25 protein-coding genes and 1 tRNA gene are annotated in these 24,189 nt (G+C 60.1%); 13 read left to right on the top strand and 13 right to left on the bottom strand.

Annotation, left to right across the window (positions count from 1 at the left end; translation table 11 throughout):
• Positions 1-12: 12 nt before the first annotated feature.
• Entirely contained in the window at positions 13-669 is a 657-nt protein-coding gene (locus F2S13_RS09105; protein ID WP_166360136.1) for a DUF2238 domain-containing protein, read from the top strand.
• Between the two features lie 120 nt (positions 670-789).
• Positions 790-1,164 carry a YkgJ family cysteine cluster protein gene (locus F2S13_RS09100; protein ID WP_166360135.1) on the top strand — a complete coding sequence of 125 codons (375 nt, stop codon included), beginning with the start codon at positions 790-792 and terminating at the stop codon, positions 1,162-1,164.
• 12 nt (positions 1,165-1,176) lie between these two features.
• Here the strand turns inward: F2S13_RS09100 and phnE are convergent, their stop codons facing one another.
• From phnE to F2S13_RS09060, 8 genes are all read right to left on the bottom strand, one after another.
• Positions 1,177-1,944, bottom strand: a complete 768-nt coding sequence (gene phnE / locus F2S13_RS09095; RefSeq protein WP_166360134.1) for a phosphonate ABC transporter, permease protein PhnE — start codon at positions 1,942-1,944, stop codon at positions 1,177-1,179.
• On the bottom strand, positions 1,941-2,765 hold the full coding sequence (locus tag F2S13_RS09090; protein ID WP_246237817.1) for a PhnE/PtxC family ABC transporter permease: 825 nt from the start codon (positions 2,763-2,765) through the stop codon (positions 1,941-1,943). The genes phnE and F2S13_RS09090 overlap by 4 nt, the downstream gene beginning before the upstream one ends.
• Positions 2,762-3,571 carry an ATP-binding cassette domain-containing protein gene (locus tag F2S13_RS09085; RefSeq protein WP_166360132.1) on the bottom strand — a complete coding sequence of 270 codons (810 nt, stop codon included), beginning with the start codon at positions 3,569-3,571 and terminating at the stop codon, positions 2,762-2,764. Before F2S13_RS09085 ends, F2S13_RS09090 begins: the two co-directional genes overlap by 4 nt.
• Positions 3,568-4,422, bottom strand: coding sequence for a putative selenate ABC transporter substrate-binding protein (locus F2S13_RS09080; RefSeq protein ID WP_166360131.1), 855 nt, complete (start codon positions 4,420-4,422; stop codon positions 3,568-3,570). The genes F2S13_RS09085 and F2S13_RS09080 overlap by 4 nt, the downstream gene beginning before the upstream one ends.
• Positions 4,423-4,524: 102 nt before the next feature.
• Positions 4,525-5,628, bottom strand: coding sequence for a tRNA 2-selenouridine(34) synthase MnmH (mnmH, locus tag F2S13_RS09075; protein ID WP_166360130.1), 1,104 nt, complete (start codon positions 5,626-5,628; stop codon positions 4,525-4,527).
• A complete protein-coding gene (gene selD / locus F2S13_RS09070) occupies positions 5,628-6,662 on the bottom strand; it encodes a selenide, water dikinase SelD (RefSeq protein WP_166360129.1) in 1,035 nt (344 codons plus the stop codon). Before selD ends, mnmH begins: the two co-directional genes overlap by 1 nt.
• Positions 6,663-6,732: 70 nt before the next feature.
• Positions 6,733-7,059: a DMT family transporter gene (locus F2S13_RS09065; protein ID WP_166360128.1), complete on the bottom strand. Its 327-nt coding sequence runs from the start codon at positions 7,057-7,059 to the stop codon at positions 6,733-6,735.
• A gap of 67 nt (positions 7,060-7,126) precedes the next feature.
• Entirely contained in the window at positions 7,127-8,128 is a 1,002-nt protein-coding gene (locus tag F2S13_RS09060) for an SLAC1 anion channel family protein (protein WP_166360127.1), read from the bottom strand.
• Positions 8,129-8,243: 115 nt separating this feature from the next.
• On the opposite strand from F2S13_RS09060, the gene F2S13_RS09055 reads away from it, so the two are divergent.
• Positions 8,244-9,197: a GlxA family transcriptional regulator gene (locus tag F2S13_RS09055; protein ID WP_166360126.1), complete on the top strand. Its 954-nt coding sequence runs from the start codon at positions 8,244-8,246 to the stop codon at positions 9,195-9,197.
• Positions 9,198-9,341: 144 nt separating this feature from the next.
• Here F2S13_RS09055 and F2S13_RS29385 read toward each other — a convergent pair whose 3' ends face one another.
• Positions 9,342-9,581 (bottom strand): prevent-host-death protein, encoded by a 240-nt coding sequence (locus F2S13_RS29385; protein WP_246237815.1) that lies wholly within the window; start codon positions 9,579-9,581, stop codon positions 9,342-9,344.
• A 159-nt stretch (positions 9,582-9,740) separates the two neighbouring features.
• Here F2S13_RS29385 and F2S13_RS09045 point away from each other — a divergent pair, with 159 nt between their 5' ends.
• The 4 genes from F2S13_RS09045 to F2S13_RS09030 all read left to right on the top strand — a co-directional run bounded on the left by F2S13_RS09045 (position 9,741) and on the right by F2S13_RS09030 (position 14,307).
• On the top strand, positions 9,741-10,652 hold the full coding sequence (locus F2S13_RS09045) for a LysR family transcriptional regulator (protein WP_166360125.1): 912 nt from the start codon (positions 9,741-9,743) through the stop codon (positions 10,650-10,652).
• Positions 10,653-10,773: 121 nt separating this feature from the next.
• Positions 10,774-11,967: a CaiB/BaiF CoA transferase family protein gene (locus F2S13_RS09040; protein WP_166360124.1), complete on the top strand. Its 1,194-nt coding sequence runs from the start codon at positions 10,774-10,776 to the stop codon at positions 11,965-11,967.
• Positions 11,964-12,902, top strand: a complete 939-nt coding sequence (locus tag F2S13_RS09035) for a hydroxymethylglutaryl-CoA lyase (protein WP_166360123.1) — start codon at positions 11,964-11,966, stop codon at positions 12,900-12,902. The genes F2S13_RS09040 and F2S13_RS09035 overlap by 4 nt, the downstream gene beginning before the upstream one ends.
• A 67-nt stretch (positions 12,903-12,969) precedes the next feature.
• Positions 12,970-14,307: an MFS transporter gene (locus F2S13_RS09030; protein ID WP_166360122.1), complete on the top strand. Its 1,338-nt coding sequence runs from the start codon at positions 12,970-12,972 to the stop codon at positions 14,305-14,307.
• Positions 14,308-14,446: 139 nt separating this feature from the next.
• Here F2S13_RS09030 and F2S13_RS09025 read toward each other — a convergent pair whose 3' ends face one another.
• Positions 14,447-15,298 (bottom strand): universal stress protein, encoded by an 852-nt coding sequence (locus F2S13_RS09025; protein WP_166360121.1) that lies wholly within the window; start codon positions 15,296-15,298, stop codon positions 14,447-14,449.
• 727 nt (positions 15,299-16,025) lie between these two features.
• On the opposite strand from F2S13_RS09025, the gene F2S13_RS09020 reads away from it, so the two are divergent.
• On the top strand, positions 16,026-16,643 hold the full coding sequence (locus tag F2S13_RS09020; RefSeq protein WP_218583867.1) for a hypothetical protein: 618 nt from the start codon (positions 16,026-16,028) through the stop codon (positions 16,641-16,643).
• Positions 16,644-16,760: 117 nt separating this feature from the next.
• Here the strand turns inward: F2S13_RS09020 and F2S13_RS09015 are convergent, their stop codons facing one another.
• A complete protein-coding gene (locus tag F2S13_RS09015) occupies positions 16,761-17,150 on the bottom strand; it encodes a hypothetical protein (RefSeq protein WP_166360119.1) in 390 nt (129 codons plus the stop codon).
• Positions 17,147-18,568, bottom strand: a complete 1,422-nt coding sequence (locus F2S13_RS09010; protein ID WP_166360118.1) for a PAAR domain-containing protein — start codon at positions 18,566-18,568, stop codon at positions 17,147-17,149. Before F2S13_RS09010 ends, F2S13_RS09015 begins: the two co-directional genes overlap by 4 nt.
• A gap of 263 nt (positions 18,569-18,831) precedes the next feature.
• Between F2S13_RS09010 and F2S13_RS09005 the strand changes: the two genes are divergently transcribed.
• Positions 18,832-19,200 (top strand): PH domain-containing protein, encoded by a 369-nt coding sequence (locus tag F2S13_RS09005; RefSeq protein ID WP_166360117.1) that lies wholly within the window; start codon positions 18,832-18,834, stop codon positions 19,198-19,200.
• A 272-nt stretch (positions 19,201-19,472) separates the two neighbouring features.
• Here F2S13_RS09005 and F2S13_RS09000 read toward each other — a convergent pair.
• A tRNA-Leu gene (locus F2S13_RS09000) sits at positions 19,473-19,557 on the bottom strand.
• 108 nt (positions 19,558-19,665) lie between these two features.
• On the opposite strand from F2S13_RS09000, the gene queA reads away from it, so the two are divergent.
• The 4 genes from queA to secD all read left to right on the top strand — a co-directional run bounded on the left by queA (position 19,666) and on the right by secD (position 24,180).
• Positions 19,666-20,730, top strand: coding sequence for a tRNA preQ1(34) S-adenosylmethionine ribosyltransferase-isomerase QueA (gene queA / locus F2S13_RS08995; RefSeq protein ID WP_166360116.1), 1,065 nt, complete (start codon positions 19,666-19,668; stop codon positions 20,728-20,730).
• A gap of 14 nt (positions 20,731-20,744) precedes the next feature.
• Positions 20,745-21,860 (top strand): tRNA guanosine(34) transglycosylase Tgt, encoded by a 1,116-nt coding sequence (tgt, locus tag F2S13_RS08990; RefSeq protein WP_166360183.1) that lies wholly within the window; start codon positions 20,745-20,747, stop codon positions 21,858-21,860.
• A gap of 46 nt (positions 21,861-21,906) precedes the next feature.
• Entirely contained in the window at positions 21,907-22,248 is a 342-nt protein-coding gene (gene yajC, locus F2S13_RS08985; protein ID WP_166360115.1) for a preprotein translocase subunit YajC, read from the top strand.
• A 63-nt stretch (positions 22,249-22,311) separates the two neighbouring features.
• A complete protein-coding gene (gene secD, locus F2S13_RS08980; RefSeq protein ID WP_166360114.1) occupies positions 22,312-24,180 on the top strand; it encodes a protein translocase subunit SecD in 1,869 nt (622 codons plus the stop codon).
• The last annotated feature ends 9 nt before the right edge of the window (positions 24,181-24,189 follow it).

Genomic DNA, 24,189 nt, shown 5'->3' with positions numbered 1-24,189 from the left:
CGCGGAGCTCCCATGCACAGCGATCGGTCTTATGAACGGTTTTACCTGACGCTGGCCATTCTCTTTGCCCTGTTGTTCGGCCTGCTGGCCATTGCCCCGCAAAACTGGGGCGACTGGGCACTGGAGAATGTGCTGGTGCTGTTGGTGATTCTGGCGTTGGCCGTCAGCTATCGCTACTTCAAGTTCTCGCGACAATCATTACTGCTGATTTTTCTGTTTCTGTGCGTGCATGAGTTGGGCGCGCACTACACCTATTCCCGGGTGCCTTACGACACCTGGTGCAAAGCCCTGACCGGCGAGACGCTGAACCATGCCATGGGCTGGCGGCGCAACAATTTCGACCGGCTGGTGCACCTGTGTTACGGCTTGTTTCTGATCTATCCGATCCGCGAAATCATGCGCCGCTGCGTGACGACCAAAGGTGTCTGGAGCGGCTTTCTTGCGCTGAACCTGATCCTTGCCACGTCCGCCCTGTACGAACTGGTCGAGTGGGTAGGTGGAGAGTTTCTGGGCGGCGACCAATCGGCTGCGTTTGTCGGGGCCCAGGATGACAGCTGGGATGCGCAAAAAGATATGGCCCTGGCCATGTTCGGGGCGGTTCTGGTGTTGCCGGTTCTGGTCTGGCGCGAGCGGCGCAGGCAGGTGTCCGTTGCCTGGAACAGCCCCTGACACCGTCTGTCCGCAGGCCGAAAATAAACCTCTCGGCCCCCCTGTTCAAGGCTTGGCCAATCCATAGAATAGGCGCCCAACGCTGCACCTCCACAACTACAAAATCCAGTCCTCCTGATCATGTCCGAAGCAAATCCTTGCCTGACCTGCGGCGCCTGCTGCGCGCATTTTCGTGTGTCTTTCTATTGGGGTGAATGCACCTCGGCCGGAGGTCCCGTGCCCGATGACCTGGTGGTGCAGGTCGGCCCCACGCGCGTGGCGATGCTCGGTACCGAAAGCCGACCTTCGCGCTGCACCGGGCTCAAAGGTGAGGTCGGGAAGGGCGTGAGTTGTTCGCTGTACGAACAGCGTTCCAGCACTTGCCGCGAGTTCGAGGCATCCTGGGAAAATGGCGAGGCCAATTCCCACTGCGACGCGGCGCGCGCGGCCTATGGCCTGGCACCGCTGGAAAAGCCGGTTGGAATGATCGATGTGAGTGAGTTGGAAGTGGCCTGAGCAACCGCCAGCTCAAACACTCACCCAACGCTGCCGGGCCCAGTAACTGAGCAGCTCTACGCCCAGTACCAGTATCAGCATGGCCAGGATGACCGTCGCCGCCTGAGCTTCCTGAAACAGGCTCAGGCTCATGTACAGCATCTGGCCAAGACCGCCGGCACCGACGAAACCGAGCACGCTGGCCATGCGGATGTTGTTTTCCCAACGGTACAAGCTATAAGCCAGGATTTGTGGCCAGACATTCGGCAGGGTGCCGTAACAGAAGGCCACAACTCGCCCACCTCCGGCGCCGCGCAGGGCTTCGGCAGGCTCGGCAGGGGTGTTCTCCAGTGCTTCGGCGAACAGCCGGCCCAGTACACCCGCGGTGTGCAGGGCCAGGGCCAGGGTGCCGGCATTGGGCCCAAGGCCCGCTGCCAATACCATCAGCGCGGCCCAGACCAGCTCCGGTATGGCGCGCAGGGCGTTGAGCAGCAGCCGTGAAAGGCCTTGCAATGCCCAGCCATAACGTCCGGCTGCAGGCAGCGCCAGCAGCAGGCCAAGGATCGCTGCCAGCAGCGTGCCCATGGCCGACATGGCAATGGTTTCCAGAGCGCCCCGGCCGACATTCAGCAGATGCGCAGTGGAGAAATCGGGGCTCAGAAAACGGCTGGCGTACTTGCCCATTTGTCCGAGTCCTTCGGTGCTGGCCAGGTTGCCCATGTCCAGTTCGAGAAAGCCGAAGCTCAGTGCAATCGTCGCCAGGATGGCCAACAACAACACCGGATTGCCCAGCCGTCTCATGCCAGTCGTCCTCGTAGCAGACGACTGAGCACGTCAGCCAGCAATACCAGCAACAGGAAGGTCAGCAACAGGCTCGCAACCTCGCCACCCGCGAACATGCGCAGCGACAGGTCCATCTGCTGGCCCAGGCCACCGGCACCGACAAAACCCATCACAACCGAGGCTCGAATCGCGCATTCCCAGCGGTACACGGTATAGGACACCAACTCTTCGGCGGCATTGGGCAATATTCCGTAGGCGAACGCCGCCAACCGCGAACTGCCGGCTTCGAGCAAGGCATGGGTAGGGCGGATGTCGACCGACTCGAAGATCTCGGCGTAGACCTTGCCGAGCATGCCGCTGTAGGTAATGGCAATCGCCAAAACCCCGGCCGTGGGCCCAAGACCCACGGCGCGCACGAACAACAAGGCCCAGACAATCTCGGGCACGCTGCGCAGGCCGATCAGGGCGATGCGCACCGGCCAGCGCAGCAATTGCGCCCACCACACGGGGCGCCCGCCCCGGGACAGCGCCGAGAGGGAAATCGCCCGGGTCGCCAGCAAGGCGCCGGGGATGGCAATCAGCAGGGCGAGTGCCATGCCGGCCGTGGCGATGGCCAGGGTTTCCAGGGTGCTCTTGTACAGCAGGGCGACAAAATCGCTGTTGTACGCCGGTGGCCAGAATCCGGCGATGAACTTGCCTATGGTCCGCGCGCTGTCGCCGGTTACCAGCACCTTCAAGTCCAGCTCGCTCAGGTTCAGGCCGGGCCAGAGCAGCAGCACGGCGAGCAGGCTCAAGGCCAGGCGCGGGAAGCCCGCCGGGTCGTTTATTTGGGCCTTCATCCGCATTCCGGAAACGGCTTGATGTGGGGTTTGGCCAGCGCGACCGGGTCGCTGTCGTGCAGCAATTGTTCATTGGCGTACAACGCCGTCAATTGCTCGCTACTGACCTCGGACGGCTTCAGATCAAAGGCAATCCTGCCGTCACGCATGCCGATCACCCGTTCGAAGTGGGTGAGGGCCAGATCCACCGCGTGCAGGCTGGCCAGCACCGTGGTGCCGCGCTGCCGGGCTTCCTGGTTGAGGACTTCGAGGGTGTGCCCGGCCAGGGTCGGGTCCATCGCCGACACCGGTTCGTCGGCCAGGATCAATTCGGGGGCCTGATACAGCACACGGGCGATGCCGACGCGCTGCAACTGTCCTCCGGACAGCTCGTCGCAGCGGACAAACAGCTTGTCGGCGATGTCCAGGCGCGCCAGTTCTTCTCGTACGCCGGCAGCATCCAGTGCATAGCAGAGATTGAGCATGCCCTTGAGAAACGACCATTGACCAAGCCGACCCGCGCTGACTGCGGTGACCACCCGCTGCCGGGGTGGCAAAGGAGGCGCCTGATGGATCATGCCGATGCGCGCCCGCAGTTTTTGCCGGGCGCGAGCGCTGAGGGTCCAGGGTTTGGCGTCGAGCAATTCGACTAAACCCGCGCCCGGTTGCAAGCGGGTCGCCAGCACGCGTAGCAGGGTGGTTTTTCCGGCGCCCGAAGGGCCGATGATTGCCACCCTTTCACCGGCTTCGATGGTCAAGTCGATGTGCTTGAGGGCTTCGATGCCACTGGCGTGAGACAGGCTCACGCCGGAAAGTTGCAATATCACTTCAGTAGTTCGGCGGAGCGGGCCGCGTCCTCGATACTTTTGTAGTTTTCCGGCTTGGTCTCGATGAAGCGGCTCGCAGCCTGCAGGTCAAGGATCGCCTTGTCCTCGGGTTTGGCCGGGTCCAGTGCGAGGAAGGCTGCCTTTATTTTCTCTCTCAGGGCCGGGTCAAGGTCGCCGCGCACGGTCCAGTTGTAATCGTAATAGGCTGGAGTGGTGGCAAATACCTTGACCTTGTCGGTGTCGACCTTGCCGGCATCGACCAGCTTCTGCCAGACCGAGGCATTGAGTACACCGGCATCGACCTTGCCAGCCTGGACCGCTGCAACGGTGGCGTCATGGGCACCGGAATAGCCTACGCGGCTGAAATATTCCTCAGGTTTGATGCCGTCCTGGAGCATGAAATAGCGCGGCATCAGGCTACCCGATGTCGACGAGACCGAGCCGAAGCTGAATGTCTTGCCCTTGAGGTCCTTGAGCGAATGCACGTCGGGGTCGGCGGTGATGAATTTGCTGGTGAATTGCTGATCCTGTTCGCGCTGGACCAGCGGAATGGCCGTTCCATTGGTCTTCAGGCTCGTCTGCACGAACGTGAAGCCGCCCAGCCAGGCCAGGTCCAGTTTGTCCGAGGCCAGCGCCTCGACCACTGCCGCGTAGTCGGACACCGGCACGAACCTCACCTCCATGCCCAACTGCTTCTGCAGGTACTTGCCCAGGGGTTCGAACTTGCGCAGTAATTCGGTGGGTGCCTCATCGGGGATGGCCGACACGCGCAGCACATCGGCTGCTTGCGCCATGATGGCAGAAAGGGACAGGGCAACGCCGACCGCGAACGCAAGGGAACGCTTGAGCATGGGGAAATCTCCAATTCATCTGCGGGGAAAAAGACAGCGAGCTGGGCCGAATTATAGATGCCCCTGCCGTTTGTAGCCGTCGCGATGGGGCGATGATTGATCTCAGCGCCGCTCAGCACGTGCGCGCAGGTATTCGATCACTTCGTGGCGATTGCCACTGAACTCGATGCGGTGGCCTTTGGCGTCGCGCTGATAGGCATACATCGGGTCGTAATACTCCTGGAGCAGGGCTGTGATCCATTCGCGATGCAGCTCGACGTTGCCACTGTTTTCCTGTTCGGTGAGCGCATCGTCCAGGATCAACGCCAGACGCTGATAGCGCTCGCCGCCCAGGCGTTTGACGATGCTCGCAAGGCTCTGGCGCAGGCGCTCTGCGAAAAAGGCAAAACCCTGCTCATCGCCATGGACGGCGATGAATTCGGCGCACAGATCAAGGATGTAGTCCTTGAGGATACGCTCGACCCGGTCGGCAAAGCTGTCTTCCAGCCACACCACCGGAAATTGCTGCATGCCCTGATACAACGCCAGCGGAACCGTGCAGCGGCCGACCATGCGCCCTTCATCCTCAAGCACGAACTGGTTGATGCCCTGGGCGCGCTTTTTCAGGATGTCGATGGCAAGCGTGTTCTCGAAATCGATTTGCGCCGGTTGCGGCGTTGCATGTTTGCCGAAACTGGAGCCCCGATGGTTGGCGTGGCCTTCCAGGTCCAGGGTGTTGCTCAATGCTGCCAGCGCTTCGGTCTTGCCCGTGCCGGTCAGGCCGCCGACCAGCACGAAGTTGCACTCGGCCACGGCGTTCTCGGTGGTGTCGATCAGGAAATTACGCAGCGCCTTGTAGCCGCCAAGCACGCGCGGATACTCGATCCCGGCTTCACTCTTGAGCCACTGTTGAGTGATCTGCGAACGCAGGCCGCCTCGAAAACAATAAAGATATCCCTGGGGTTGCGAGCGGGCGAAGGCGACCCAGGCCTCTATGCGCGCCTGTTTGACCGCGCCGGACACCAGGGTATGACCGAGTTCGATGGCGGCTTTCTGGCCGTGCTGCTTGAAGCAAGTGCCCACCCGCTGGCGCTCGTTGTCGTTCATCAACGGGGCGTTGACCGTGTGCGGGAAGGCGCCCTTGGCAAACTCGACCGGGGCGCGCACATCCATCAGCGGGATGTCGTCGAGGAAAATCCCGCGATAATCGGTGGTGTCCTCGCGCATCACGCCACCTCGACCGCGTGGCTCTGTCGGCTCACCAGTTCGCCGATTGGCGCCAGGTCAAGGCCCAGTTCGGCGGCCACGGCGAGGAACTCTGCCTCGCCGCTCGGTTCGACGGCTACCAGCAGCCCGCCACTGGTCTGCGGATCGCACAACAGCAGCTTGCGCATTTCCGGCAGCCGGGCGATGCGCTCGCCATAGCTGTCGAAGTTACGCAGGGTGCCGCCCGGGATACAGCCCTGATCCATATAGGATTCGATGTGGGCAATGCGCGGCACGCGGTCGTACTCGATGCGCGCGGTCAGCCGGCTGCCATCGGCCATTTCGACCAGATGACCGAGCAGGCCGAAACCGGTGACGTCGGTCATTGCCTTGACTCCGTTCAGCTTGCCGAAGCGGCTCCCGGGTTTGTTCAGCGTACACATCAGGTCGCGCGCCACATGCTGGTCTGCCGGCCGCAGCAGTCCCTTCTTCTCGGCCGTGGTCAGAATGCCGATACCCAGCGGCTTGGTCAGGTACAGCTTGCAGCCCTCGGTAGCGGTGTCGTTGCGCTTCATGAAGCGCTTCTCGACCAGGCCCGTTACTGCCAGGCCGAAAATCGGCTCCGGCGCATCAATCGAGTGCCCGCCGGCCAGGGGAATCCCCGCAGCGTCGCACACCGCTCGTCCGCCACGAATCACCTCACGGGCCACCTCCGGCGCCAGCACATTGACCGGCCAGCCCAGAATCGCAATGGCCATCAGCGGGTCGCCGCCCATGGCGTAGATATCGCTGATGGCATTGGTGGCAGCAATGCGGCCGAAGTCGAACGGATCGTCGACGATCGGCATGAAAAAGTCGGTGGTCGAGACCACGCCGCGCTCATCATCAATGGCATAAACCGCCGCATCGTCCCGCGAGGCATTGCCGACCCAGAGGTTGGGGTCGAGATTCTGCGCGCCACTGCCGGCAAGAATGACCTCCAGGACCTTGGGCGAGATCTTGCATCCGCAGCCAGCGCCGTGACTGTATTGAGTGAGGCGGATGGGGTCGGTCATGTCGGGGGGCTTCCTCGAAGGGTGGTCATTGGAGTCTAACAAATGGTGGCGGACATGCCGCTCGCTCGACTCAGGTTGCCCAGCGCAGCCCGGCAACACTCAACAGAATCAGCCCGATCCAGACAATTCTCCAGAGCGATACCCCGTCGCCCAGCCAGTACATGCCCACGATAGCGGTGCCGGCGGCACCGATTCCCGTCCATACCGCGTAGGCAGTTCCAACTGGTAACACGCGCAGCGCCATAGTCAACAGGTACAAGCTGCCAGCCAGTACGACCACGGTCCCCGCCAGAATCCACGGCCGCTCCAGACCATTGGCCGACTTCAGCCCGACTGCAAAGGCAATCTCCAGGCAGCCGGCAATAATCAACAGTAACCACGATGCGTTGTATGTCATTGAAGCGGGCCTTTTGTACGTCAAAAAAAAAGCGAGCCGCTGAGGGCTCGCAAAAGGGGGGAAAGATTCAGTTGGCCAGCAGTTTTCCACTGAACAGGCTGGCCAGGGTTTTCACGGTCAGCACCAACAGCGCCAGGGACAGAAACAGCAGAATCAAAGCAGCGATAACCATCAGCACAGTGCTGTCCTGGGCATGTGCATATTTGAGTGCCGCGTTGCTCAAGGCCGCGATGGGAAAGCTGATTGCCCACCACGAAGGGGTAAAGGGCACATCCCGACGGAACACTTTGAAACTCAGCACCACGAACAGAAACAGGCCGAAGTAGAACAGCACGCTGGCAAACCGATCGATCTCGCCAAACACATTGGTATACGCCAGAAAGCCCACTTCGAACGGTGCAATCAGAACCATCAGCGAAGGCACCATGCCTTTGGCCAGGGCTGCCTGGTGCACCAGCCGCGAAAAGATCCGGGTGTAGAAAATCAGTGCCAGCACCGCACCCACGGCCAACGCAAACAGATTGAATTCCGCGGCCCAGGCCATGGGCATATGCGCACCGGTGACCGCGATATCAAGGGTGGCAACGCCCGGGATCAGCCATGCAGGTACGGCATTTTGCGGGTCCTGGTTACCCGACAGCAGACGGGAAACCACCAGGCCTGCCAGCAGGACAGTCGACACGCTGCCCAGCACCCAAAGTGCCTGGCCAAGCAGTTGACTATGGGGGGCTGCGACTGCCGAGAGCAGCAACAACGCAATGGTGACGGTACCAAAGAAGTTGCTGGCGATCGGATGGTTGAATTCCGCTCGTACCGCTTCAGGGTGTTTTGCCCACTTGGTCAGATAGCCCAGTGTCAGCAGGATGAACACCAGCCCGGCAAAGATGCCGATCGCCTCACCCAGCACAGCGCCGATACCGAAATACTGGCCACTCAGGCGCCAGGCCAGGCTCAACCCGGCCAGGCCCATGACCGAACCGAACAGATTGATCGGCAGATTTTTGATGGATGTCGTGCTGGTCGATACCGATTGACTTGCAGCGACGGAGGGGGTGTATGCAGAGTTCATGGCGGTCTCCCGTTTGACTGAATTTGCCGTTAGAGCTATTTTCAGCCAAATGGCATTTGGCTGAAATAGTCATGTAACGACGTTTTCAGCCAATGATTCGACGAGGACAGACATCATGCGCATAACCCTTCTTGCATTCCCTCGCGTGCAGCTGCTGGACGTGGTCGGCCCGGCCGACGTCTTCGCCGAGGCGGCCAGGCAGCTCGGCAATCCACGTGCCTATCGGGTCGAGGTCCTCGGCACCGAAGGGGGAATGATCAAATGCTCAAGCGGCTTGAGACTGGCCATCGACGAAACCTTTGAAAACTACAAAGGCAAGATCGACACCCTGCTCGTGGCCGGCAGCCCGCACATCGACGAGATTGCCAGTAATCCGGCGTTGCAGGATTGGCTGCGCGAACAAGCAAAGTCCGTGCGCCGTATCGGCTCCGTCTGTAGCGGCGCCTTCGCCCTCGCTGCCGCGGGCCTGCTCGACGGGCGCCACGTGACTACCCACTGGAACTCCAGCGCGCGGCTGGCCAGGGAGCACCCGCAAACCCACGTCGACCCCGACAGCATCTTCATCAAGGATGGCAACATCTATACGTCGGCGGGTGTCACGGCGGGCATGGACCTGGCACTGGCGATGGTCGAAGAGGATCACGGCCGGGAACTGGCGTTGAGCGTCGCGCGCGAAATGGTCATGTTCTTCAAGCGGCCGGGCGGACAGTCGCAGTTCAGCGCTCAATTAGCGGCCCAGACCGCCGAACGCAGCGTGATCAGAGACGTGCAGGATTATGTGCTGGAAAACCTGAAGGCCGACTTGAGTGTGCCGACCCTGGCCGCTCGCGCCGGCATGAGCGAACGCAACTTCGCCCGTACCTTCAAGGCCGAAGCAGGCTCGACCCCGGCCGAGTTCGTCGAACTGGCGCGCATCGATGCCGCCAGGCGGCTGATTGAGGATTCGGATGTGTCGCTCAAACGGCTGGCCGATACGGTGGGGTATGCCAATCTGGATGGATTTAGAAGGGCGTTTGTGCGGCGGTTGGGGGTTGGGCCGAGTGATTACCGGAAGCGATTTTCGGGGTGAGGCTGATGGCCTCATCGCGGGCAAGCCAGCTCCCACAGAGTTGGTGCCAGGGTCGGTCCCTGTGGGAGCGGGCTTGCCCGCGATGCAGGCGCCGCGGTGCATTTTTGTTATCTCAATGGCGATAGCAACACGTAATAAATTGATTCATTCGATGAGTTGCCTGGCTTCAGCTTTACCGCTGCGCAGGCTGTTGATCGACTTGATCAGACGTTTAGCATTGGCAGGGGATCGCAACAGAAATGCTGTTTCCATCATGGCGACTTCCTGCAATGCCCGCAGAAACACATCGGGATTCTCGTCTCTGCGGCCATCTGCCAGAAATTCCGCAATAGTGTCGTCATCAGTCAGGAGCTTTGAATCCTCCAAGGTTCCTAGCTGAGTCATTGTCGTTCTCTTCGTTCTATCCAGCATGATCAAAAGTTCATGCAATGTGTTCGAGCGATTGTGGGCGTGCGCCTCCAAATTGGCTGTCAGCTTTTCGAGGCCAGATCAGTACGAAATTTCTGGCGTATTATCCATGCCAACCCTAATGAGCCCCCCCGCATGCAGCTGAAACACCTCATCCGCCGCCTCGACCTGGTCACCCTGCAGCTGTTCGTCACGGTGCACGAAGAAGGCACCCTGACCCGTGCCGCCGTGCGCGAAGCCATTGCCGTTTCCGCGGCGAGCAAGCGCCTGCAGGAGCTGGAGGAGGCGCTGGGCGTGACGCTGTTCGTGCGTCAGGCCAAGGGCATGGTGTTGACGGCGGCGGGCGAGACCTTGCTGCACCATGCCCGGCGCATGCTGGGCAATGTCGAGAAGATCGGCCTTGAACTGGGCGAGCATGTGCAGGGCATGCGCGGTTATGTGCGCATGCTGGCCAACCTGTCGGCGATCATTCAATTCCTGCCCGAGGACCTGCGCGCTTTCGTCGCCAGTCACGAACAGGTCAAGGTCGACCTTGAAGAGCGGCCCAGCGACGGCGTGATCCAGGGCGTGCTCGATGGCGCTGCGGATATCGGCATCTGTTCGGCTGACAGCGACACCCGAGGGCTGGTCAGCATGGGTTACAAGCGCGATCAACTGGTGGTGGTGATGCGCGCCGAGCACCCGCTGGCAGGCGAACAGCTGCTGGATTTCGCCGATACGCTGGATTTCGACTACGTCGGCCTGCACTCGGCCAGTTCCATCAACATGCGCACCCATGCCGCTGCGCGCAAGGCCGGGCGGGTGTTGCGCCTGCGCATCCATGTTCCCAGCTTCGATGCCGTGTGCCGGATGGTTCAGGCCGGAATGGGCATCGGCATCCTGCCGCGCAAGGCCTTCGAGCTGTTTGGCCAGGCCCTCGGCCTGCGCGCCGTGGCACTGCGCGATGATTGGGCCGAACGCGAACTGTTGCTGGTGGTGCGTGATCATGCTTCGTTGTCACCGGTCAGCCGATTATTGTTCGAGCACCTGCGTGCTCCGGAGCTCTAGTGTGCGGTGTTGAGCAAGCGTTCGTGTTTGGCGAACGATGCTTGCCAACATACGGTTGGATCAGGCGCCCGGCGCTCTTTTAGTCTTGGTTCCAACTCCAAGAACAAAAGAGGTAACCAAGATGACTGCCCCTCTCACCGGCATCCGGGTTCTAGAGATCGGTACGCTGATCGCCGCCCCGTTCGCCGCACGCTTGATGGCGGAATTCGGCGCCGAGGTCATCAAGATCGAATCGATCGGTCAGGGCGACCCCCTTCGCAAATGGCGAAAACTCCACGAAGGCACCTCGCTCTGGTGGTACCTGCAATCGCGCAACAAGCAGTCGCTGGCGCTGAACCTCAAGTCGCCCCAGGGCGTCGCCATCATCAAGCAATTACTCGAAGACACCGACGTCCTGATCGAGAACCTGCGCCCCGGTGCGCTGGAAAAGCTCGGTCTGGGCTGGGATGTCCTGCACGCCTTGAATCCGAAGCTGACCCTGGTGCGTATCTCCGGCTACGGCCAGACCGGGCCCTACCGTGATCGACCTGGCTTCGGCGCCATTGGCGAGGCCATGGGTGGCATTCGCTACACCACGGGTTCGCCGGATTCGGCACCGGCGCGGGTCGGGGTCAGTCTGGGTGACTCGTTGGCATCGATGCATGCGGTAATCGGCGCGCTGATGTCGTTGTTGCGGGTCAAGACAGGGCAGGGCGAAGGACAGGTGGTGGATGTGTCCCTGGTTGAAAGCGTATTCAACCTGATGGAGAGCCTGGTGCCGGAATACGACCTGCTGGGCAATGTGCGCGAGCGCACTGGCGGCGCGTTGCCGGGTATCGCCCCGTCCAACACTTACCCCACTGCAGACGGTGCCTATGTGGTGATTGCCGGCAACAGTGACCCGATCTACAAGCGACTGATGCGCACTATCGGCCGCATGGACCTGGCTGAAGCGCCCGAGTTTGCCCAGAACGATGGCCGCGCGCGGCAGAGCGACCTGCTCGATGCCGCGATTACCGAATGGACATCGGCCCACCCCATCGAACACGTGCTGACGGCACTGGAAACCGCTGAAGTGCCTGCCGGACGCATCTACTCGGTGGCCGACATCGTGGCCGACCCGCATTACCTGGCCCGGGACATGCTGCTCGACGCCGAACTGCCCGGCGGCACCCGGGTCAAGATGCCCGGCATCGTGCCCAAGCTCTCCGAGACTCCGGGTGAGGTCAACTGGCAAGGTCCTGCACTGGGCCAGCACACCGGTTCCATCCTCGCCCGGCTGGGCATGACCCCGGGTGATATCGAACGGCTGCAAAGCGAAGGAGTGGTGCAATGATCCGCGACTACAGCAGCACCTTGATCGTGCAGGAAGTCGCTCCGCGCGATGGCCTGCAGATCGAGCCGACCTGGGTCGAAACCCGGGACAAGATCGCCTTGATCAACCAACTGTCGCTCGCCGGTTTCACCCGCATCGAGGCCGGCTCCTTCGTCTCGCCCAAGGCCATCCCGGCGCTGCGCGATGGCGAACAGGTGTTCCAGGGCATCCAGCGCCAGCCTGGCGTCATCTACGTCGCGCTGATTCCCAACCTCAAGGGGGCACAACGGGCCCTGGCTGCCAATGCCGACGAGCTGAACCTGGTGATGTCCGTCAGCCAGACCCACAACCTGGCCAACATGCGCATGCGGCGCGAACAATCGCTGGCAGGCTTCGGCGAGATCGTCGCGGCGGTCCAGGGGCAGCCTGTCAGCCTCAATGCCAGTGTCGCGACCGCTTTCGGCTGTCCATTCGAAGGCAGGATCGATGAAGACGACGTCATGCGCATCGTCGACGCTTATCTGGCACTCGGCGTTCAAGGCGTGACCCTGGCCGATACCACCGGCATGGCCAACCCGCGCCAGGTCGAACGCATGGTGGCTCGCGTGCTGACCCGATTGCCCGCCGACGCGCTGACCCTGCATTTCCACAACACCCGCGGCCTGGGGCTGTGCAACGTGCTGGCCGCGTATGAAGTCGGCGCTCGCCGTTTCGATTCCGCGCTGGGCGGGCTGGGCGGTTGTCCGTTCGCCCCGGGTGCCTCGGGCAACATTTGCACCGAAGACCTGGTGAACCTCTGCGAAGAAGTCGGCATCCCCACCGGCATCGACCTGCCGCACCTGTTGCAGCTTTCACGCACATTGCCGGCGCTGCTCGGCCATGAACTGCCTGGCCAGGTGGCCAAGGCCGGTCGCAACTGTGACTTGCATGCAGCGCCGGTCGGCCTGATCGACTAACACAACCAACCCGCCACACTACAAAAACAACAGGACTGCACCACGGGGCAGTCCAAGTGGAGATACCATGAAAACCAATGTCCTCGAAGGGGCAGCCTTGCCGGCCGCCGTCGATATGGAAAAGGCCCTGATCCGCAAAGTCGCCTGGCACCTGATGCCGCTGATAATGATCTGTTATCTGTTCGCCTTTTTCGATCGTATCAACATCAGCTTTGCCAAGTTCCAGCTGCAGACGGACCTGGGTTTCAGCGACACCGCCTATGGCCTTGGCGCCAGTCTGTTCGTGGTTGGCTATGTCTTGTTCGAAGTGCCCAGCAACCTGATGCTCTACAAGGTCGGCGCGCGGCGCTGGATCGCGCGCATCATGATCTCCTGGGGGCTGGCAACGGCCATGATGGCCTTCGTCACCACCGAATGGCAGTTCTACGGGCTGCGCTTCATCATCGGTGCGATGGAAGCCGGCTTTGCCCCTGGCATTCTCTACTACCTGACCTTGTGGTTCCCGCAGAACTACCGGGGGCGCATCACCTCCATCCTGTTCCTGGCCTCGGCCTTCTCCGGGCTGGTCGGCGCACCGGTATCGGGTCTTGTGCTCGGTCATCTCGATGGCTTCATGAACATTCGCGGCTGGCACTGGCTGTTCTTGCTCGGTGGCTTGCCGTGCATTGCGCTCGGGCTGATGGTCTTGACCCTGCTCAAGGACCGCGTGCAGGACGCACCATGGCTCACGGCCGAGGAAAAGACCTTCCTCAGCAGCCGCATCAGCCAACAGGAACCGCACAAGTCCGGCAGCTCGTTGTTCGCCGCCATCCGCATTCCCGGTTTTCTCACCCTGGCGCTGATCTACTTCCTCATCCAGGTGGGCTCCTACGGCCTGAATTTCTGGGCGCCGCAATTGATTCGCAGCGCTGGCACCGAAAGCCCGACCATCATTGGGCTGCTCACCGCCATCCCCTACATCTGCGGCGCTATTACCATGGTCGTGATCGGCAGGCTGTCGGATACCAGTGGCGAGCGGCGTAAATACGCGGCGGGGCTGGTTGCGCTCGGGGCCTTTGGTTTTCTCTGCGCCGGGATCTTTGCCGACCACACCGTCTTCCTGATCGTTTCTCTTGGCCTGCTGGGTGCGGGTGTGATCGCCTCGATCCCGATCTTCTGGACCTTGCCGCCGAAACTGCTGGCAGGTGCAGGTGCAGGTGCGGCAGGTGGGATCGCCCTGGTGAACTGCCTGGGGCAGTTTGGCGGGATCGTCAGCCCGATCATGGTCGGGCGGATCAAGGATTTGACGGGGAGCACCACGCCGGCGCTCTATGTGATCGCCGTGACAGGGCTGATCACTGCCGCGTTGTTACTGTGGGGATTGCCTGAGCGGTTGCGGACCCGGGATGCGCGAAGCGAGACCTGATCCGGCCTTGTTGCGACCGCTTTGCGCTCGAGCGCAGCCTGCGGCAGCGGCTACACCGACCGAGTTGATTCGGACTCTTGTAGCCGCTGCCGAAGGCTGCGCTGGGCCGCAAAGCGGCCCCCGGCAAACCAATCCATCCTCAGGCCACCCGATGCCCTGTCGGCTCGGGCTCTGTATGAGGCTTGAGCACCAGCACATCGCCGTCCAAGTGATCGAGCACGTGCTCGGCCGTGTTGCCCAGCAGTGCACCCATCAATCCATGCCGGGCCACGGTGCCCAGGACGGTCACGACGGCTTCCAGTTGGTGAGCGATACGAGGAATCAAGGCCTTGGCCGGCCCTTCGCCGATATGCAGTCGGTGCTCGGGCAGCTCATATTCGTTCTGGAACCACTGGCATTGCTCGTGCAAGTGAGCGGCGACAACCTCGTCGATGGTGACATCCGGGCCGCCCTGGGGCATGAGGGCGGGAGAATAGGCGCAGACCACATGCAGGGAAGCACCCAACAGCTCACACAGGCTGGCGGCATAGTCCATCACATTACCCTGCAGGGCGACGTGTTCCTCATCATGATGTTCGACATCCATGGCCGCCAGGACGGTTCCTCCTTCCCAGGGCGCGGAGTTCCTGACCAGCAGCAAGGGCACCGGCAACTGGCGGATCAGATGCGCGTCGTCGCTGGCCGTGAACAATTGCTTGAGCCGTGGGATGGAGAAATGTTGCTTGATCACCAGGTCGCTTTCCTGGGCGCGACTGGCCGTGAGCACGGCGTGGCTGGAGTCTTCCCCGGCCTGCTCGCCGCGAGCACGTACGCCGAAGTGGCGCAGGCTGGTGACCTGCCGTTCGATGAATTCGCTCTGGTCGCTGTGCGGGTCAAAGACCAGCAGGTCCAGCGCGGCACCCAGTTTCAGGGCCAACTGCTGCCCACGCAGCAGGGCGGGGCAGTCTGAAAAGGGCGGCATGGTAACCAGGATCCTCTGTATCGTGCGCATGGCAATCTCCTGCTTACAGGAAGCATGATTGCGGGCTGGCCTCTCTTTCTTCGTGGTTATTGGCAAAAGGACAGCAGGGCATGCTCGCGGTGACAGTGGTTGAACCTGGCCCGTTCATTGGACGCAGGACGCGGGTGGTGAAACTGGTTTGCCCGCGTAATTCAGGAGTATGAGCCTCTTGCGCCGAGGGGCAAGGTCCGCCATCGGTCGGTTCAGGCGATTTGCGTATAACGCAACACCGCCAAGGTTATATGGGCACGAGCTGAAACATTTCAGCCTGTTGACTACGCAGGTTACAGCCAAACGCGCAAGTATTCATTGGTGGCGAACACCGGACCGCCCGTCGGTGGTTTGGCTCGAAAAATGAACGATCGGAAAAACCAGGCCTCTTATTTTCCAGCAGGCCGGTCCCCGGTGACCACGCACTGCACTCCCTAGTAAAAAAATGGACGTTCAACCTCATCTGCATCGTAGTGAATGCACATGGGGATTTTTTTTACCTGAGACTTGGAGTAACGATATGCCCTCATCAATGATTCGCTAGGCGAGTCGCTGCGTTCCTGAAGTGCCAGATAATTGATTTGGTTTTTTAAAGTGATCTTGATCCTGTAGTTGCGACCAAGTAGTTCGCACGCCTGTTGCATGATCATTTTGCACTATTGCATAGAGTGGAGAAGTAAACGTGGAGATTAATACAATTATCAGCCTGTTCGGGCAGAAAGAATCCATGGAGCTTTTGCGGTTGGCGGTTGTTTATGTTCATCTATTAGCCTGTTGCGTAGCCATTGGCCTGGTGTTTGCCAGCGATGCCGCAATGGTCAAGGATTTATTGAAAGGTCGTGTGTCGACGGGGCACGATAACGATCATATGGCAGGTCTGCAGAAGTCGGTTTCCAATGCGCTGATATTTTTGTGGATTACCGGGGCTGCGGTAATAGGCATTGATTATCTTGACAAAGGAATGACCTATTTTGCCAATCCGAAACTTCAAGCCAAAGTCATTATTGTGTTGTTGCTGACCTTTAACGGCATGTTGTTGCATCGCTATGTGTGCCCTGCATTGCTGAAGGTCGGGTCGCTGCTGGATCTTAAGGTCGGTGTGCGGATGTTTGCCCTGTTCTCCGGCGTACTGTCGGGTGTGTCCTGGTTGTATGCCGCCATGCTCGGTGTCGGTCGGCCACTGGCCTGGAAGTACTCGCTCACCGAGTTGTTGGTGGCGTATCCGGTGTTGATCGTGCTCGGGTTTGCGATGATGGTGGTGTTGACTCAGTGGGCGCGGAAGCTCAATGCGGCAGCGCCGGCTCAGGAGCCTTCCTGGGCGTTTGCGGGGATTCCGGCGCGGTGAGCTGATGTATGGCTTGGGAAAAACAGGTTCAGTTGATTGAGCCTGTTGCACGACAGCCCCCTCCAGAGTGAGGGGGTTTTTGTATGTGTCGTTTATCTTGAGCGTAGCTTGCGACTGTTAGCTTCCAGAAAGTTTGAGCAAACCAACAGCCAAAAGAAACCACACCCCACCAATCGATATGAGACCGACGGAAACAGCCATAAGCCGTTTGATTTCGGCGGGAAAGTTACGAACTTCCTTGGGATCAAGCTCGCCGCGCCGAACTTGAATCTTCGGCCAGAGCACAAAGCTAGCGGTGTTGGCGACCTGACTACAACGTGAAGAGAAACCAAAGCCCGACCAAAGCCGGTTATAGGTCCGAACACCACGGCTATTGGGAAATGCCGCGATTATTCTGTCGTAGTAGCGGTAAGTGATGTAGGCCAGAACTGCCATGCCAGACAGGCCGATCAACAAGGGGACTAGCAGAAAGGCGAATGCCCACCAAGAATGCCAAAAACCACTCATGGCTGGATTTGCTCATATAAAAATTCACCTGCCAATTCGCCAGCCGCACCACCGCCAGCACCGCCAAAGTACGAAGCGCCTCCAACTACCACTAGGACACAGGCGACCCCGCCAATGCCACCCGATCCCAAGCCGATGGCTGCGCAGATATAAGGTCCTGCGACGCTTCCCAAGCGTCCTATTAGCGCTCCGCCACCTAATCCAACTGCAAAGCTGCCGCTTTCGGTGAAACGGATTTTTTTGCATTCCTGCGTTTCTCCCGCACGACATACCTCCTGAACTTTCGCATAGGATGAAAAACCGCCCAATCCGACGCCAATATAGCCCCCATACTTCAGATATTTGGCCGCCTTGGCGATCTGCTCCATATACGTGGCATACCCGAGTATGTACCCGGAAGCGCCGGAACGGCTCCAGTGATGCACCGGGCTGCTGCTGGCCATACCAAGGTCGCGACGCAGGCTGTCGTAACTGCCGAGGTCGATTTGCTTGTTGAGGAAGGTGGTTTTCAATTGGGCGTCGAGTTGGCTGTAGAGCTGACGGCGCGTATCGAAGAGCGTCTTGCTTCGCAGGTGACCATGGGCCGAGAGTTCCCGTTGATGCAAAAGCTCGAGACTGCGCAGGGTGCCTTCGACCTGTTTGACGCCCTTCTCCAGCATGTCCTTGCCGACGCCCAGCGCTTCGCTCGCACCACCGGTGAGAAGCGCAATTTCGCCGAGATGACGCGCCATGAAGTTGGCCTCTTCTTCGCTCAGTGGCGCCAGGGCTTCGCGTACCTGGGCGGCCGCGGCCATCATGGCGGCGTCTTCGCGCGTGCAGGCTGTTGGGTTGTACGGGTCGCCGAGGACAAAGAGTTCGCCGGCCTTGAAGCCATGACCAAAGGAAGGGTTGAGCTGTTTGAGTCGATTGATCAATTGCGCCGCTGGGTAGGGATTGAGCTGGCGCAGGACCTGTTCACCGGACATGCTGTGGGGCACGATGTAGAAGCCCGGTTCCTGGGCCTCTGGGCTGCCGTAAATCGCTGGCGCTGAATTGTTAGAAGAAGCGAAACTGGATTGGCGTGGCGCCGCCGGGCTGCTGGTTTCGGCCGGGGAAGCCGATGTAGCCGTTGTTCGGCTGGCCTGCGGTGCAGCGCTTCGGCTTGACTCATAGCTGGCGTTGAAAATCGTAGGAATCAGTTCAGCTTTGCAGGGGCAATTGCTGAAGCTATCCAGATGTCCGGCCACGCGCCTGCCGTTGCTCGTGATGTATGAGACTCCGCCCGTGATCACATAGGTCTTTCCATCCTTCCCGCAGGTGACCCGGTCACCTTCACGTGCATGGGCGATTCCAAACATCATGACGCGTGTATCTGCTTCCTGAACTGTGCCACCGCAGGTGGTCTTGTCACCCAGGCGAATAAAATGTCCTTTGGTCATTGATTGAGCTCCTTGTACGAATAAACTGAGTCAGGGCCAATTGCCAGGCCCTAGACTCGATACAAGGGGAGCGGGAGTAAATCGGAAATTTCCCAAGATTCCATGGGAAAAGTGGTAGCAGTCATCAGCAGGGTCATGAGCCAGAGCTTCCTGGTGTATCGGTCAGGTAACAAAGGGTTTACAGCCAGTTGTTGATGTGGAGACAATAGCCAGCAGTAGTTTTCATGATTCTGGAATATGACTTTTAGAGCAAGGATTGGCAAATGATTGACTTTAACAACAAAGGCTTTTTCAAGCTGAAACAAAACGATGAGTACGCAGAGCGAGTCACTTCTCTACTGCTGGAGGGGGAGGAGGTGATCGACTCCTATAAATCCATGCGCGATGGCGTGGTATTTACTAACAAGCGAATCATCTCGGTAAATGTGCAGGGTATTACCGGAAGTAAAAAAGACTTCACCTCCCTTCCGTACAAAAACATCGTCGCCTATTCCGTGGAAACATCTGGAACATTTGACCTGGACTCTGAACTGGAAATTTACTTTTCGTCGCTTGGTAAAGTTAAGTTCGAATTTACCGGGAAGACGTCGATTGTAGAAATTTCGAAGTACATATCCAAACATCTGCTCTGAGCGGATGTGGGCGCAGAGGCAGTGCGAATTGGTGAGGATTGAGGTGTGAATTTGGAATTTGTGGTGATGGGGCGGGCCTCATCGCTGGCAAGCCAGCTCCCACAGAGTCCATGCACAACCGTTCCCTTGTGGGAGCTGGCTTGCCAGCGATGCAGGCGGTGCGGTGTGCCTGAAGTACCGTGTGAAGCGCAGGAATTGCGGGCATAAAAAAACCGGCTCAATGGCCGGTTTCTTTGCTGTGAGCCTGGTAGAAGGCTCTCAGTACTGCTGTTTGGTGCCCCGAGGGAGACTCGAACTCCCACTCCTTTCGAAAACGGATTTTGAATCCGCCGCGTCTACCAATTCCGCCATCAGGGCTTGCTGGCGGCGAAGTTTAGAGATGAGCTTACCGTTGGTCAACAGGTTTCATAGTCAATTTTTACGATTTCCGCTAAACTTTGCGGCCCTGTCGAACCGAACCCCATCATGCGCGTCGCCGATTTTGCCTTTGAGCTCCCTGATTCCCTGATCGCTCGCCACCCTCTGGCCGAGCGCCATAGCAGTCGCCTGCTGACCCTGGATGGTCCGAGCGGGGCGCTGGCTCACCGTCAGTTCACCGATTTGCTGGAGCATTTGCGCCCTGGCGATCTGATGGTGTTCAACAATACCCGGGTGATCCCGGCGCGTCTGTTCGGCCAGAAGGCCTCCGGCGGCAAGCTGGAGATTCTGGTTGAGCGGGTGCTCGACAGCCATCGGGTGTTGGCCCATGTGCGCTCGAGCAAGTCGCCCAAGCCGGGCTCGCAAATTCTGCTCGATGGCGGCGGCGAGGCCGAGATGGTCGCGCGTCACGATGCCTTGTTCGAGTTGCGCTTCGCTGAAGAAGTGTTGCCGCTGCTCGACCGCATCGGTCATATGCCGTTGCCGCCTTATATCGATCGCCCTGACGAAGGCGCCGACCGCGAGCGCTATCAGACGGTGTATGCCAAGCGCTCCGGCGCGGTGGCGGCGCCGACTGCCGGGTTGCATTTCGATGATGCGCTGCTGGCGGCGATCAAGGCCAAGGGTGTCGAGATGGCATTCGTGACCCTGCACGTCGGTGCCGGTACCTTCCAGCCGGTGCGGGTCGAGCGCATTGAAGACCACCACATGCATAAAGAGTGGCTGGAGGTCGGCCAGGATGTGGTCGATGCCGTAACCGCGTGCCGTGCCCGTGGCGGCCGGGTGGTGGCGGTGGGGACCACCAGTGTGCGTTCGCTGGAAAGCGCGGCGCGCGATGGTGTACTCAAGCCGTTCAGCGGCGACACTGACATCTTCATTTTCCCGGGGCGGCCGTTCCATGTGGTCGATGCCCTGGTCACCAACTTTCATTTGCCCGAGTCCACGCTGCTGATGCTGGTCTCGGCCTTCGCCGGTTACCCCGAGACCATGGCGGCCTACAAGGCTGCGGTGGAAAACGGCTACCGCTTCTTCAGTTACGGTGATGCCATGTTCATCACCCGCAATCCGGCGCCGCAAGCCCCCCAGGAAATCGCGCCCGAGGATCCCGCATGACCCGCACCTGTCGTATGTCCTTTGAGTTGCTGGCCACCGACGGTAAAGCGCGTCGTGGCCGCCTGACGTTCCCCCGTGGTGTCGTCGAGACCCCGGCCTTCATGCCGGTGGGCACCTATGGCACGGTCAAGGGCATGTTGCCCCGGGATATCCACGCCACTGGTGCCGAGATCATCCTCGGCAATACCTTCCACCTGTGGTTGCGCCCGGGTATGGAAGTGATCAAGGCCCACGGCGACCTGCACGATTTCATGCAGTGGAACGGCCCGATCCTGACCGACTCCGGTGGTTTCCAGGTGTTCAGCCTGGGTGCCATGCGCAAGATCAAGGAGGAGGGCGTGACCTTCGCCTCGCCGGTGGATGGCGCCAAGGTGTTCATGGGGCCGGAAGAGTCGATGCAGGTCCAGCGCGACCTGGGCTCGGACATCGTGATGATTTTCGACGAATGCACGCCATACCCGGCCGACGAAGACGTGGCGCGCATCTCCATGGAGCTGTCCCTGCGCTGGGCCCAGCGCTCCAAGAACGCCCACGGTGAAAACACCGCGGCGCTGTTCGGTATCGTCCAGGGCGGCATGCACCAGGACCTGCGCATGCGTTCGCTCGAAGGCCTGGACAAGATCGGCTTCGACGGCCTGGCCATCGGCGGCTTGTCGGTGGGCGAGCCCAAGCACGAAATGATCAAGGTGCTCGACTACCTGCCGGGCCAGATGCCCGCTGACAAACCTCGTTACCTTATGGGGGTGGGCAAACCGGAAGATCTCGTTGAGGGTGTGCGCCGCGGGGTCGACATGTTCGACTGCGTGATGCCGACGCGCAATGCGCGAAACGGTCATCTGTTTATCGACACAGGCGTGCTGAAGATCCGTAACGCGTTCCATCGTCATGACGATTCGCCGCTCGATCCGACCTGTGACTGCTACACCTGCCAGAACTTCTCCCGTGCTTACCTGCACCATTTGGACAAGTGCGGCGAAATGCTGGGTAGCATGTTGAATACCATCCACAATTTGCGCCATTACCAGCGCCTGATGGCTGGTTTACGCGAGGCTATTCAACAAGGTACATTGGCCGCCTTTGTCGATGCCTTCTATGCCAAGCGCGGGCTGCCTGTGCCGCCATTGGACTGATGTTTTCACGACCCTTTCGAGTCCTATTTTGCAACTGGAGTGCTAAATGAGCTTTCTGATCCCTGCCGCTTATGCGGATGCTGCCGCACCTGCCGCTGCTGCTGGCCCTGCCGGTACCGGCTTTGAGTGGATTTTCCTGGTTGGCTTCCTGGTCATCTTCTATCTGATGATCTGGCGCCCACAGGCCAAACGTGCCAAAGAGCAGAAAAATCTGCTGAGCAGTCTGCAAAAAGGCGACGAAGTCGTTACTTCCGGCGGTATTGCCGGCAAAATCACCAAAGTTGCCGATGACTTCGTCGTCGTTGAAGTGTCCGACAACGTTGAGCTGAAGTTCCAGAAGGGCGCAATCGCTGCGACCCTGCCAAAGGGCACGCTCAAAGCGATCTGAGATTCACACTTTTACCAATCGACGGGGCGCGCAAGGCGCCCCGCGTCTTGAACGGGCGGCGTGATGCTGAACAAATACCCTCTGTGGAAATACCTACTGATCCTGGCGGTGCTGGTGGTCGGTTTTATTTATTCCGCTCCCAATCTCTATCCTGACGATCCAGCCATTCAGATCAGTGGCGCAAGCACTGCGCTGCAGGTCAATCAGGCTGACCTGGATCGCGTGAGCAAGGCGCTCGCCGATGCCGGGATCCAGGTCAAGGCCGCAAGCCTGGCCGAGAAGGGCAGGGGCGGTTTGCTGCGTCTGACCAGGCAGGAAGATCAACTTCCGGCCAAGGACGTAGTGCGCAAGGCTCTGGGCGACGACTATGTCGTGGCGCTGAACCTGGCTCCGACCACACCCAAGTGGCTGCGCAGCCTGGCGGCAAGCCCGATGAAGCTGGGTCTGGACTTGTCCGGTGGCGTGCACTTCCTGCTGGAAGTGGATATGGACAAAGCCCTCGATGCCCGTTTGAAAGTCTATGAAGGCGAAGTAAAGACCCTGTTGCGTAAAGAGCGCGTGCGTTATCGCAGCCTGCCGCAGCAAGGCAATGCAATCCAGTTGGGCTTCAGCGACGATGAATCGCGCGAGCAGGCCCGAGTGCTGATTCGCAAGAATTTCAACGATTTCGAGCTGACCACCACCGAGCGTAACGGGATGTCGGTGCTGAGCCTGGCCCTGACCCCGCACAAGCTGGCAGAAATTCGTGAGTATTCGATCAAGCAGAACTTGACCACGGTGCGTAACCGGGTCAACGAACTGGGCGTGGCCGAGCCGCTGGTTCAGCGCCAGGGTGCCAACCGCATCGTGGTCGAGCTGCCAGGCGTGCAGGATACTGCCGAAGCCAAGCGTATTCTCGGCAAGACCGCGAACCTGGAGTTCCGTCTGGGTGCCGAGCCGGGTGCTTCGAAGGCTACCACCGAAACCTTCGAGTTCCGCGAAGGCAATCGCCCTCCGGCGGCTGTCGAGCGTGGCTTGATCATCACCGGTGACCAGGTGACCGATGCCCAGGCCAGCTTCGACGAGCACGGCCAGCCACAGGTGAACATCCGCCTCGACGGCCACGGCGGCGAGCTGATGAGCCGCGCCACGCGCAGCAACGTCGGTCGCAGCATGGCGGTGATCTTCATCGAGCAACGCCCGACCACTCGTTACGAGAAGCAGGTCGTCGACGGCGTCGAAAAAGACGTGCCGGTCCAGACCTTCAAGGAAGAGAAGCGCATCATCAGCCTGGCGACCATCCAGTCGCCGCTGGGCAGTCAGTTCCGGATCACCGGCCTGAACGGCCAGGGCGAATCTTCCGAGCTGGCGCTGCTGCTGCGTGCCGGTGGCCTGGCCGCACCGATGTACTTCGCTGAAGAGCGTACCATCGGCCCGAGCCTGGGTGCCGACAACATCGTCAAGGGTATCGATGCATCCCTGTGGGGCATGCTCTTCGTGTCGCTGTTCATCATTGCCATCTACCGCTTCTTCGGCATCATCGCCACCGTCGCGCTGGCGGTGAACATGGTCATGCTGCTGGCCCTGATGTCTCTGCTGGGGGCGACGCTGACCCTGCCGGGTATCGCCGGTATCGTGTTGACCATGGGTATGGCGGTGGACGCCAACGTGCTGATCTTCTCGCGCATTCGCGAAGAGATCGAAAATGGCATGTCCGTGCAGCGAGCGATCCATGAAGGTTTCGACCGTGCCTACACGGCGATTCTCGACGCCAACCTGACGACGCTGCTGGTCGGCGGCATTCTCTTTGCGATGGGCACAGGCCCGGTCAAGGGCTTCGCCGTCACCATGTCCCTCGGGATCTTTACCTCGATGTTCACAGCCATCATGGTGACCCGCGCTATGGTCAACCTGATCTATGGCGGTCGTGACTTCAAGAAGTTGTGGATTTAAGGGGCTGCC

The organism is Pseudomonas akapageensis (assembly GCF_011355085.1).
Taxonomy (GTDB): domain Bacteria; phylum Pseudomonadota; class Gammaproteobacteria; order Pseudomonadales; family Pseudomonadaceae; genus Aquipseudomonas; species Aquipseudomonas akapageensis.
The sequence above is the reverse complement of the archived record's forward strand: the minus strand, read 5'-3'. Positions and strand labels throughout refer to the sequence as shown.